This window comes from Sphingomonas sp. DC5200-1, from assembly GCF_049897245.1.
Classification (GTDB): Bacteria; Pseudomonadota; Alphaproteobacteria; order Sphingomonadales; family Sphingomonadaceae; genus Sphingomonas; species Sphingomonas aquatilis.
In genome coordinates this window covers 342,372-354,913 of record NZ_JAFCVW010000002.1, presented here as the reverse complement: position 1 = coordinate 354,913, position 12,542 = coordinate 342,372, and the positions used below count along the sequence as shown (strand labels likewise).

7 protein-coding genes are annotated in these 12,542 nt (G+C 69.6%); 4 read left to right on the top strand and 3 right to left on the bottom strand.

The window, feature by feature from the left end; genetic code table 11:
• Positions 1 to 28 precede the first annotated feature (28 nt).
• The gene (locus ACP7A3_RS04925; protein ID WP_426255132.1) at positions 29 to 1,222 is read left to right on the top strand and encodes an MFS transporter; all 1,194 of its coding nucleotides are present in this window, start codon (positions 29 to 31) and stop codon (positions 1,220 to 1,222) included.
• 64 nt (positions 1,223 to 1,286) lie between these two features.
• On the opposite strand, the gene ACP7A3_RS04920 is transcribed toward ACP7A3_RS04925, so the two are convergent.
• Positions 1,287 to 3,782, bottom strand: a complete 2,496-nt coding sequence (locus ACP7A3_RS04920) for a TonB-dependent receptor domain-containing protein (protein WP_426255133.1) — start codon at positions 3,780 to 3,782, stop codon at positions 1,287 to 1,289.
• 207 nt (positions 3,783 to 3,989) lie between these two features.
• On the opposite strand from ACP7A3_RS04920, the gene ACP7A3_RS04915 reads away from it, so the two are divergent.
• Entirely contained in the window at positions 3,990 to 5,093 is a 1,104-nt protein-coding gene (locus tag ACP7A3_RS04915; protein ID WP_426255134.1) for a GDSL-type esterase/lipase family protein, read from the top strand.
• A 97-nt stretch (positions 5,094 to 5,190) separates the two neighbouring features.
• Here ACP7A3_RS04915 and ACP7A3_RS04910 read toward each other — a convergent pair whose 3' ends face one another.
• The gene (locus tag ACP7A3_RS04910) at positions 5,191 to 7,560 is read right to left on the bottom strand and encodes a hypothetical protein (protein ID WP_426255135.1); all 2,370 of its coding nucleotides are present in this window, start codon (positions 7,558 to 7,560) and stop codon (positions 5,191 to 5,193) included.
• A gap of 141 nt (positions 7,561 to 7,701) precedes the next feature.
• On the opposite strand from ACP7A3_RS04910, the gene ACP7A3_RS04905 reads away from it, so the two are divergent.
• Positions 7,702 to 8,694, top strand: coding sequence for an alpha/beta hydrolase (locus tag ACP7A3_RS04905; protein ID WP_426255136.1), 993 nt, complete (start codon positions 7,702 to 7,704; stop codon positions 8,692 to 8,694).
• 42 nt (positions 8,695 to 8,736) lie between these two features.
• On the top strand, positions 8,737 to 10,068 hold the full coding sequence (locus ACP7A3_RS04900; RefSeq protein ID WP_426255137.1) for an MFS transporter: 1,332 nt from the start codon (positions 8,737 to 8,739) through the stop codon (positions 10,066 to 10,068).
• A 152-nt stretch (positions 10,069 to 10,220) separates the two neighbouring features.
• Here the strand turns inward: ACP7A3_RS04900 and ACP7A3_RS04895 are convergent, their stop codons facing one another.
• A complete protein-coding gene (locus ACP7A3_RS04895) occupies positions 10,221 to 12,497 on the bottom strand; it encodes a glycoside hydrolase family 3 N-terminal domain-containing protein (RefSeq protein ID WP_426255138.1) in 2,277 nt (758 codons plus the stop codon).
• Positions 12,498 to 12,542 lie beyond the last annotated feature (45 nt).

Sequence of the window (12,542 nt, the reverse complement as noted above, 5' to 3'; positions counted from 1 at the left end):
GCGGCGCAAAGGAGCGCAGGGGAGGGCGATGGCGTCCCGATTTCCCTTGCGCTCGCCCGGCTTCCTCGGGGCGGTGGCGCTGGCCAATGCCGGTGGCGTCATCGCCTATCTGCCGCTGCTGACTTTGCTGCTGCCGCTCAAGGTCGAGGGGCTGAGCGGTGAGGCGCGGATCGGCGTCTTCACCGCCACGGTGTTCGCCGGGGCCATCGCCGCCAGCATATCGAACGTGCTGTTCGGCTGGCTCAGCGACCGATCGGTGACGCGCGGCGGCGGGCGACGGGCGTGGATGGCGGGCGGCGTGGCCGCGACCGCGGCGAGCTATGGCGGGCTGATCATCGCAGCGACGCCGGTCGCACTGGTCGCGGCGCTCGTCGCGTTTCAAATCGCGGTGAATGCGCTGCTCGCGCCGATGATGGCGATCATGGCGGAAGAGGTGCCGGACGGGCAGAAGGGCGTCGCGGGCGGCCTGTTCGCGCTTGGGGGACCGCTCGCGTCGATCGTTTCGACCGTGCTGGTCGGGCAGGCGACGCTGACGGAGGCGGCACGGTTCGCGATCCTGCCGGCGGCGGTTGCCGCCTGTATCGCGCCGCTCCTGCTGGCCCGCGCGCGCATCGCGGTGGCGGATCGCGATCCGCGTGGCGACGTGCGCGCATCGCGGCGCGACCTGATCGTCGCGGGCGTGGCGCGCCTGTTCGTCCAGATCGCCGGGGTCGTGACGCAGACCTATCTGCTCTATTATTTCGAAAGCATCGTGCCCGCGGCGGAGCGAGCCGGATTGCCCGGCCGGATCGGACACCTGCTGACGATCGCGTTCATCGTCCCGTTGCCCGCGGCGCTGATCCTGGGCCGTCTGTCCGACCTGACGCGACGGCGGAAGCCCGCGATCCTGCTGGCCGCGCTGATCGCGGCGGCGGGGCTCGCAGGGATGGCGCTGGCGCGGGGATGGACGGCCGGGGCGGCGGCATTCGTCGTTTATACGCTGGGGTCGTCGGTGTTCGTCGCGCTCAACGCAGGCGTCGCGATGCAATTGCTGCCCAATCCACGCCATCGCGGGCGCGACCTGGGTCTGCTCAACCTCGCCAACACCTTGCCCTCCTTGCTAGGGCCGCCGCTCGCCTGGGTCTTTGCGACGCCGCACGATTTCGTCGGCGTGATGCTGGCGCTGGCCGTCCTGGCGGTGGGTGGCGGGCTGACGATGCTGTGCGTCCGGACGGAGCGATAGCGGATCGGAGGTGACGGCACAGGCGGAGACCGGGATGCCGGTCTCCGCCTGCCGCCTTCGCGCGTCAGAAGTCGAAGCGGATCGCGGCGCCGATCGTGCGGCCGTTGATCGAGCGCGCGCGGACCAGGCCATTGGCCGGGATCGCGGCGTCTTCCGCTTCGGTGATACCCTTTACGTTGAAGATGTTGTTGGCGTTGACGTTGATGCTGACATTGTCCGCCGGGCGGATCACGATGAAGCCGTTAACCTGCGTATAGGCCGGCATCTTCAGCTGGTTGACCGGCTGCGTATAGCTGGACGTGGTGCCGATGACGTTGGCGCCGACGCTGATCCGGCCGAAGTCCACCTGCGGCGTCGCCTGATAGACGAAGGACGCCTGCCGCTGCGGGCGCTTGCCGTTCAGCGTCGCGTCGGTCGCATCGCGCGTGATCTTCGAGTCCGTATAAGTGCCCGCGGCGGTCAAAGAGAACGGCCCGCGGCGGAAGCGGCCTTCCAGCTCGACACCGGTCGCTTCGTAATCGCGGCTGGTGAATTGCTGCTGCGAGAGCAGGTAGTTCGTCTCCTGCGTCCGCGCGTTGAACACGGTCGCGTACAGGCCGATCGGGCCGGAGTTGAACTTCACGCCGCCTTCGGCCTGCTTGACGAAGTCGTAGGGCTTAGCGCCGTTCACGAGCGCGCCGGTGGTGGTGTTGACCAGCGGGCCGAACAGCAGGCGATCGGCGTTGACGCGGCCGCCGCGGCTGTAGCGGGCGAAGACCGCGAGCGTGTCGCTGAGGCGATAATTCGCGCCTGCCGAATAGGACAGATAGTTGTAATCGTAGTTCACCGGCGCGCGGTTGGCGGGCAGGAACGCCACCGTCTGTTCGGCGGGCGAGATCACGCCATTGCCATCCATGTCCTGTGCACGCGTCGTAACCGCGCCCGGCAGATCGCCGCGGATGCCGCCCTTGGCCGAGCCGAAGTCGTAGCGGACGCTGGCATCGACGTTGAGCCGCCCGACCTCGAAGCCCAGCTGCGCGAACGGTGCGTTGGTGGTGTAGCGCACGTCATAGCTGCGGCGGCAGCAATTGCCGAAGAAGGCCGCCGAATAGAGCGTGCCGCCCGCGGTCTGCGATACGCCCGCCGCGTTGCGGATGTCGACCAGCACCGACTGGCCATCGCCCTGCACCGTCTGGAAGAAGGACGTCCACAGCCAGTCGGTCTTCACGTCCTGCCGCGAATTGTACATGCCGGCTGCGATCGACAGCGCGCCGCCGCCCAGATCGACCTTGCCGTTGATGCGCAGGTCATTGGTGATGTTGTCGAGGCTGTTGAGCTTCACGTCGAACAGCACGACGCTGGCGAGCAGGCCGTTGCCGCCGAGCGCCGACGGGTTGGTGATCCGCTGCCCGGCGAGCGGCCCGCTGGCGTAGAAGAGCTGCGCATTGGCACCGGCAAAGCCGTTGGCGGTCGTCTGCGCGTCACCCACCGCAGCGGGGAAGGGCGAGACGAAGTCGCCCGAGATCGCCGAATAGCGGAAGCGTTCGGTGATGTTCCAGCCGTCGGCGATGCGGAACTGCCCTTCGAACCCGACCGACTTCACGTCCGGATGCATGCCGTCGCCGATCTGCCGGCGGACCGGATTGTTGTTGCCGTCCAGCGTCAACACCGACTGGATGTAGCGGCTGTGCAGCGTATCCTCGTTGATCGAGAAGCCGGGGACGTTCTGGTAATTGGGGTCGCCGTTGCTGCCCGTTACGCGCACCGGATTGGGGAGGAAGGCGATGCTGCGGTCGTCGAGATACTTGCCGTAGAGGCGGATATAGCCGCCGTCGAATTCGCGGGTGATGTTCGCCTTGATCTGGCCGCCGCGCATGGCGTCATAGCCGACATGGCGCGGGCCGTCGCCGATCCGGTAGAAGCCGCTCATTTCGTAGCGGGTGTTGGCGTCGATATGGCCGCCATAGGCAAAGTCGGCGCGATATTCGCGATAGTCGAGGCCGCTCGACAGCTGGAACGAGCCGCCGTCCTTCTCTCCCGTCTTCGAGATGAAGTTGATGATGCCGCCGGGCGAATTGCTGGCGAAGGTCGAGGCCGAGCCGCCGCGAACCGACTCGATGCGCGCGAGCGACAGGTCGTTGCGGATGAAGATGTCGGCATTGCCGAAGATGATGTCGCCGAATTCCAGCACCGGCAGGCCGTCCTCCTGCAGTTGCAGGAACTTCGAACCACCCGAGGCGACCGGCAGGCCGCGGACCGAGATATTGGCATTGCCTTCGCCGCCCGATGCCTCGACGCGGACGCCGGGCAGGTTGCGCAGGATTTCGGCGGTGTTGCGCGGCGGGATCTTCGAGGTGAGATCGGCGTCGAGCGAGCTGACCGAGATCGACGTGTCGAGGCGATTGCGCCCTTGGGCGACGCCGGTGACGACGATGTCCTGACCCTGATCGGGCGCCGGCGCGGCGTCGGTCTGCGCGGTATCGTTCGCTGTCGTATCCGCAGGCGCGGGCGCGACCTGCGCATGGGCGGTGCCGGCGATCAGCAGCGCGGCAGTGGTCAACAGATAATGGCGAGCCTTCATGCGATCCTCCCTGACACCGACTCTCTTTCGAAGTCTGCGAGACCGCCAATAGCATGACGGCAATCGATTGCAACGCTCATTTTCAATCGATTGCGATTGCGACGGACGTGTGGCCGATGGGCGACATGGTGGCGCGGCGCAGACGCCCTTGGCGTTGCTCGGCTTGCTCTGCCATGAGGGGGCCACACGGCGGAGAGGATGAGGGCGATGCGACGGGCGATGACGGGATGGCTGGCCGGCGTGGTCCTGATCGCGGCCGCGCCCGCCGCGGGTCTGGCGCAACGCGTCACGCGCGTATCGACCACGCCGCCGCGCCTTACTGCGCTGCCGATGGCGGTCCATGGGCGCGCGGCGCGGGACGGAGGGGGAATCGTCCGTCAGTGGCCGGGTGGATATGCGGAAACGGCGGTGCGCGGCGGCGGCGTGCTGTTCCGGGTCGGCGCGGGGGAGGTGGCGCTCCATGTCCTCGTCGACGGGCAAGCGGTGGACACGCTCGTCAAGCCCGCGCTGGGGCTCTACCGGATCGGCGGGCTGTCGAACGCGCGCCATGTCGTACGGGTCGAGGTCGCGTCCGAAAGCCAGGCGGCGCCGACCGGCTTCGGCCCTTTCTACGCCGAGCCCGGCACCGTGGCCGCGCCGCTGCCCCGCCGTGCGCGACAGATCGAGTTCGTCGGCGACTCGCACACCGTCGGCTATGGCGTCACATCGCCCACACGCACCTGCTCGGAGGCGGATGTATGGGCGACGACCGATACGTCCCGCGGTTTCGGCGCGATGCTGGCCCGGCGTTATGGGGCGGACTATCAGGTGAACGCGATTTCCGGCCGCGGCGTCGTGCGCAACTATAATGGCTTCGCGGCACCGAAACTGCCCGAGGCGTATCCGTATGTCCTGTTCGATCGCGCGACGCAGGCGTCGGAGCCGGAGTGGCACCCGCAGGTGATCGTCGCGGCGCTCGGCACCAATGACTTCAGCACGCCGCTGCATGCCGGTGAGCGATGGGCGACGCGCGCGGCGCTGCACGCCGATTACGAGGCGACCTATCTGCGCTTCCTGCGGACGCTGCGCGCGCGCGATCCGGATGCGCTGATTGTCCTATGGGCGACGGACCTCGCCGATGGCGAGATCGCGGCGGAGGAAGGCAAGGTGGTCGCCGCGATGCGCGCGGCGGGGGATCGCCGCATCGTCTTCGTGCCGGTGACGGGCCTCGCCTTCGGCGGCTGCAACGCGCACCCCTCGCTCGCCGATCAGCGCATCATCGCCGATCGGATCGGCGCGGCGATCGCCGCCAACCTGCCCGGCTGGCGTTAGCGGGCAGCGGGGACGCTTAGGCGGTCATCCCGGTGAAGGCTGGGTTCGTCCGCCGATCGCACGCCGCCTGTCCCGCGCGTGGCGCCGTTCTGTCCGGCTATGGCGCCAGACGCACCGTCACCACCGGTTGCGGCGTATCGCGCAACGTCAGCCTCAGCGTCCCGTCCGCCGGGGCCGGCACGGGAATCGAGGTGCCGGTAAATCCGTCCGGCACCGGCACGCTCTGTCCGCCGCTGGCGATGCTGCGGATCAGGAACAGGGCGTCGCCGGTCAGCGTGCAGGACCCGCTCTTCGGGCAGAGCCAGGCGGTCAGCGTCGGCAGGCGCACCAGCGTCGCCAGCGGCTGCCACGGACCCGCGACGCCGCCTTGCACCAGCCGGAAGCGCAGCGCCCCGTGTGCCGATGCGCCGAGCGCGGCGGCGGGGACGAGAGACGCGATCCCCACCTCCGCATCCTGTAGCTGGAGCGGCAGCGTCACCGATCGCGAGGCGTCGCTTGCCGTCACCTCCACCGCATCGCCGGGCGAGAGGCGCGCGTCGCCTCCAACGCGCAGCGAGAAGGTCAGCCGCGCATCCTGCGGCACCAGATCATCCCCCGTCAGCGCGATCGGCAGGGCAGGGGCGGGGCCGACCCGTTCCGCGGATTTCGCAACCAGCGTCGCCTGCGGGCGGGGTGCGCCAATCGTCACCTTCAACGCGATCTGGCGGCCGTCGCGCAGCGTCACCTTCGCCTCGCGTGCCTGTTTGGGCTGGAAGGCGCCGACATCGGCCATGTCCGTCACCATCGGCAGCCGGTCGCCCGTGCCGGAGCGCTCGAGGGCGCCAGGGCGGAAGAGCACGCCCGCCATGTCGAGGCTGGCGACCTGATCCAGCCGCGTGCCGGTCAGCACACCCTGTCGGTCGCCGGCGTGCAGGTCGAACCCGGCGATCCGGCTCGATTCGGCGAAGGTCCGCAAGGCCAGCCGTTGCGGCTGGTCCGATCCATAGCCGTACAGCGCCAGCGTCACCGGCCCCGGCGTCGCATCGGCGAGCGGCACCTTCAGCGCCAGGCTGTCCGCATCCGCTGCCGTCCAGGCGACCGGGCGGGCGGCACCGTCCGCCTGTTCCAGCACCACGCGCGTGACGCAGGGCGCCGCGCCGCCAACCAGCCGTAGCGGCGTTTCGCGCCCGACGATCAGCGTGGCGTCGTCCGCCACGCGCCACGTGCGACCAGCGGTCGCCACCAGTCGGAACGTCGGCCCCTCGAACGGCTGATAGCCCCACAAGCCGTGGACCGTCGCGTCCGCGCTGGGGCCGAAGGCGCCGTCGGTCTTGCCGAGGACGAAGCCGCCGCCGACCGGATCGATCGTCAGCGGCACCTCGCGCGTCTGTCCGTCCGCGCTCTTCACGCGCAGCGACAGGTCGCGGGCATAGCGGGTCGCGAACACCAAAGGCGCCCCCGCGACCGGCAGCAGCAATCCGGGCCGGCTGGCGCACAGCGCGCCCTCCACCCGCGCCGACAGCGGCGGCAGGATCGGCGCGGCGACGCCGGGCAGCGCGGCGACCAGCACCGATTGCGGCTTGCGGAACGAGGGCACGGTGTTGAGCAGCAACGCAGTGCTCGCGTCATGCTGCACACCGAGCGCCGGAATGAACTGGAGCTGCGCCGACTGGAACGCGCCGAACAGGCGTACGACGTCGCGGATCACGCCGATATAGGGGCTGTAATAGCCATAGCCCGCCTGGGGCGTCGAACTGAGCTGCAAGGCGATGTCGGCAGGCGTCCCGGCCAGGGTCTGCGCGATCGAGCTGGTCTGCGCATCGGCGAGCACGGCGGCGTTGCTCGATTGCGTCAGGCAGGCGGCGCGCGCATCGGGCTGGCGCAGCAGACAGTCGGTATCGAGCTTTACCGCAAGGCTGCGCGCGAGCTGCGGCGAGACGTCGGCCAGCTCTGCCGGATCGCGATGGGTGACGTTGGCGATGAACGTCTCCAGCCGCGCCCGGTCGAGCATCGCCTGATTCAGCTCCTGCGATGCGCGCACGAACGCACCGGGTCGCCCGCGGATCGCCGACGACACGGCATCCAGCGCGCCGCCGGTATCGGGGACCAGCAGCACGATCGCCTGCTCCGCGCCCGTGGGGACGGTCGCGTCGATCGTCGCCTTCTTCGCCTTCCACGGTTCGGCGTCGAACAGCCAGTCCTTGGGCGGCGGATTGGTCGCGCCGCGCAGGAAGGCGAGCACCAGCCGGTAGCGCGCACCCTGCGCCCGCGGCAGGTCGACCGCGACGCGGACGCGGTCACCCACCGCCAGATTGGGCACCTGCGACAAAGGGAGCGTGACGCCGCCGTGCGTGACGCTGACCGTCAGCGACGGGCCTGCCAGATCGAACCCCGTCGATTGCGCCCCGGCGTTGCCGACACCCATCGCGGCGAGCGCACAAGCGGCGAACAGGACGCGGGTCCGGCGGGCGAGGGCGGTAGCGGTCACGGCCTCGCCTCTTACTCCCGCGACGCACCAAGGCAATCGCCACTGGTCGCATTCCGGCATCGTGGCCCGGGCAGCGACGGCCTATGCACCGGGACTCCACTATGGCATCCGTCCGGACCGGAGTGACGAGGGAGGGGCCGCATGGACGACGCCACGGGACGGATCGATCGGCGCGCGCTGCTGCTGGGCGCAGGTGCGGCCGCGATGGTGGCCGGCGCGGCATCCGCGGCGCGCGAGCCGCTGCACACGCCGCCCGGCGGTGGCGAACTGCCGCCGGCCTGGGAGGCGGCGGAGCGGATACTCTTGTGGGATGGAGCGCCGCCGGGCGGTCCGTTCGCGGCGCGCAAGGACCTCGACCGGCGCGGCCCCACCTTCGTTACCGGCGTGACGATGCCCGACCTGCACGTCTTCCAGCCCGCCAAGGCGAACGGCCTGGCGCTGCTGGTCATTCCGGGCGGCGCCTACAGCTTCGTATCGATCCGCAACGAGGGTGTCGGCGTGGCGAACGTGTTCGCCAAATTGGGCTATACCGTGTTCGTGCTGACCTATCGCCTGCCCGGCGAGGGCTGGACGCCGCGCGCCGACGTGCCGTTGCAGGATGCCCAGCGGGCGATGCGCCTCATCCGGGCGCGGGCGGCGCGATATGGCGTCGATCCCGCCAAGGTCGCGGTGCTGGGCTTTTCGGCGGGCGGGCACCTCGCCGCCTCGCTGCTGACGGGGTATGACGAGCGCGTCTATGCACCACGCGACGCCGCGGACCGGGGCAGCGCGCGACCGGATGCCGGCGGGCTGCTCTATCCGGTGATCGCCGCCGCGCCGCCGCTCACCCACCCACTGTCCGCGCAACTGCTGCTGGGGCCGAACCCGGATGCGGCGCTGGTGGCACGACGCTCGCCCGCGCAGCATGTCACCGCGACGACCCCACCGACCTTCCTCGCGCATTCGATGGATGACGGCGCGGTGCCGTGGCAGAATAGCGAGCTGTTCCTCACCGCGTTGAAGGCCGCGAAGGTGAAGGCGGAGGCACATTTTTTCGAAGAGGGTGGCCACGGCTACGGCATCGGCCCCGACAACGCACCCGCCGGCCTGTGGCCGCAGCTGTTCGCGCGCTGGCTCGACCGGACGCTGGGGTAACGCCCTCTCGACATCGCCGCCCGCGCAGTCGATGGGGCGGGGATGGAGCAGGATCAGCGTGAGCCGGGCCGCGTCGGCCGATGGCGCCTTGCAGGCTTCGCGGCCGGCGACTTCGCCTTCAATCTCTATTGGCAGAGCGCCATGCTCTATCTGCTGTTCTATTACACCGACGCGCTCGGCATCGGGGTGGAGACGGCGGCGGCGATCTATTTTGCCGCATCGGTGTGGGACGGGATTGTCAGTTTCGCGGTCGGCGCGCTGGTCGATCGGCACGCGGCGCCCGGCCGCTATCGGCTGGCGCTGGTCGGGGGCGCGGTGCCGCTGGGGCTCGCCTTCGTCGCCGCCTATGCGCCGCCGCCGGTGACGGGCGTGGCGGCGACGGTGTTCGTCGTCGGCGGCCATCTGCTGTTCCGCACCGCTTACGCCTGCGTCAACATCCCCTATCTCGCCATGTCGGCGCGGGTGAGCGGGGACGATCGCGACCGGGCGTTCGTCGCGGGGTTGCGCATGCTGGCGGGCACGCTCGCCGCGGTGGTGGTGGCGATCGGCACGGTCCCGCTGGGCGGCGCGCTGATGCAGGTGGGGGAGGGGCCGCGCGCCTTCCTGGGCGCGGCGTGGCTGTTCGCCGGCATCGCCAGCCTCGTGCTGGTCGGTGTCGGCTGGACGTTCCGCGATGCGATCGCGGCGCAGGACGGGCCGGTAGGGCCGGTGCCCTCGATCGCCACCTCGCTGCTGCTGGCGGTGCGCAACCGGGCGTTCGTGACGCTGGCGGGGGCGATGATGGCGATGATCGTCGCGACCACCGTGCTCAACAAATCGGTGCTCTATTATTTCAAATATTCGGTCGGCGACGAGGGCGCGGGGCAGCTGGCGCTGGCATCGATGATGGCGGTGAGCGCGGTGGCGGTGCCGGCGTGGATGGCGGTGGCGCGCGGCATTGGCGTGCGGCGGCTGTGGTTCGTCGCGGTCGGCCTGTGCGCCGCCGGCCTGATCGTCTTCGCACTGGCCGATGTTACCCGAGCGGGCACGGCGCAGCTGTTCCTGATCGCGATGCAGGCGGCGACGGTCGGCCTGCACTTCGCCTTCTGGGCGATGCTGCCCGATGCGGTCGACCATGGCCAGCGCACCACCGGCGTGCGGGTCGAGGGCACGCTGTTCGGCCTCGCCGCGCTGTTGCAGCGGGTTGCGATCGGGCTGGCGACGGTGGTGATCGGCCAGGCGTTCGGACAGGCGGGCTATGTCGCCAATGTCGCGCAGACGCCCGAGATGCTGGCGACCATGCGGACGACGATCGCGCTGATCCCCTTGGCCTGCTTCGCGCTGTCCGCGCTGGTGATGGCGTTCAACCCGATCCGCCCGCGTCGGCGGGCATAGAGCCGGACGGCATAACGGAGAACCGTTCGTGCTGAGCCTGTCGAAGCACAGGCGCCCGCAAGGACAGACCTTGCAAGGGGCGCCCCGCCCTTCGACAGGCTCAGGGCGAACGGTGCGGTGGGATCAACGCCCTGTCATCACGCTATGGGCATTCAGCGCACCAGATCGAACGTTCCGTGGACGCCGTCGGCCTGGGCTGACGGCGCGATCCAGACGTCGAACGTACCCGGCTCGACCGTCGGCGCCAGATCCTTGCCCAGGAATTCCAGTTGCGCGCGGGTGAGCGTGAACGTCACCGTCTCGCTCTGGCCGGGCTTCAGCGCGACCTTGCGGAACGCCTTCATCTCACGCACCGGCCGCGTGATGCTGGCGACGCGGTCGTGGATGTACAGCTGTACCAGTTCCTCGCACGCGCGCTTGCCCGTGTTGGTCACCGTGGCGGACACGGTGATCTTGCCATCCCATGACAGCGTCGCGGGCACCACGGGCGCGTCGTAGCTGACCGCGCCATAGGTCAGCCCGTGGCCGAACGGATAGAGCGCGGCATTGGGCGCGGTGCGCCATTGCGCCTTGTAAGGCTGACGCGGGCCGGCGGGGGCGGGGCGGCCGGTCGCCTTGTGCGCGTAATAATAAGGCTCCTGCCCGCTTTCATATGGGAAGCTCAGCGGCAGGCGGCCCGACGGCCCGACCTTGCCGAACAGCACGTCGGCGATGGCGTTGCCGGTTTCGGAACCGAGGAACCAGGTGACGAGGATCGCAGCTGCGTCCTTCACCGCGCCCTCCAGCGCGAGGCCGCGGCCGTTCTTGAGCAGGACGACGATCGGCTTCCCCGTTTTTGCCACCGCTTCGGCGAGCGCCATCTGCGGCGCCGGCACGGTGATCGACGTGCGCGACTGCGCCTCGCCCGACATATTCTCGCTCTCGCCGATCGCGAGCACGACGACATCCGCCGCCTGCGCCGCCGCGACCGCCGCGTCGATGCCGCCGGCGAGCGACTCCTCGACGTTCGACCCCTGCGTCACCGTGACGTTGGCAGCGCCCGCATTGCGTAGGCCGGTGGCGAGGTCGATCGCCTGCTTGTTGTCGCCATAGACGACCCACGGGCCGTTGAGGTCGTGCTGGCCGCTGGCGAAGGGGCCGATCAGCGCGATCTTGCGGATTGGATCGAGTGGCAGCAGGTCGCCGTCGTTCTTCAGCAGCACCATCGATTTCTGCGCCGCCTCGCGCGACAGCGCGATCGCCGCCTTGGTGCGCGACCGCGCCACCTCGCGCTTGCGGTCGATGCGGCGGAAGGGGTCGTCGAACAGGCCGAGCATCTGCTTGACCGCGAGCACGCGCCGGACCGAGCGGTCGAGCACCTCCTGCGGCACCACGCCTTCACGCACGAGACTGGGGAGGTATTGTGCGTAATAGTTCGACTGCATGCTCATATCGACGCCCGCCAGGAAGGCGATGCGCGTGGCGTCCTTGCCGTCCTTGGCGAAGCCTGCGGCGATCATTTCCTCGTCGCCGGTGTAATCGGACACGATGATGCCCGGGAATTTCCACTCGTCGCGCAGTACCTGCTTCATCAGCCAGGGGTTGCCGGTGGACGGAATACCGTCGATCTCGTTGAACGAGGCCATGCCGCTCATCGCGCCGGCATCGAACCCCGCCTTGTACGGCGGCAGATAGACTTCGCGCAGCGTCCGTTCGGACAGGTCGACGATATTATAGTCGAGGCCGCTTTCCGCCGCGCCATAAGCGGCGAAATGCTTGACGCAGGCCATGACGGCGTCGTTCGCGTCGAGGCTCTTGCCCTGGAAGCCCTTCACGCGCGCGGCGGCGAACAGATTGCCGAGCAACACGTCCTCGCCCGCGCCTTCCATCGTGCGGCCCCAGCGCTGATCGCGCGCGATGTCGACCATCGGGAAGAAGGTCCAGTCGATGCCGGCCGCCGCCGCCTCGAACGCTGCCATGCGCGCGGTGCGCATCGCCAGATCGGGGTCGAAGCTGGCGGCTTCGGCGACCGGCACGGGGAAGATCGTGCGGTGGCCGTGGATGACGTCGGCGGCGAAGATCAGCGGGACCTTGAGGCGCGAATCGCGCATCACCGCGGCCTGCATCCGCCGCGCCATCTCCGCGCCATTGCCGTTGAACACGCCGGTCAGCTTGCCCGCGACCGCGTCGGCGACCTGGCCGTCGAAGTTGGGGCCGTTCGACGGCGGGTTGAGGCCGGTGGCGACGCCACCGCTCCACGCCGCGGCGTTGAGCTGCAGCTGACCCGCCTTTTCCTCCAGCGTCATCGCGGCGAGGATCGCCTCGACCCGCGGCGGCAATGCGACGCCGTCCGCCTGCGCCAGCAGCGCGCGCGCCGGACTGGCCGCCCAGGCGGCGACCGCGCCGGCGCCGAGCAGCGCCGCGCGGCGCGAAATGGTGTGATCCGTCATGTTCCAGCCTCTCCCCTGATCTGCTATCGTCCAGCGTCCGCGCTT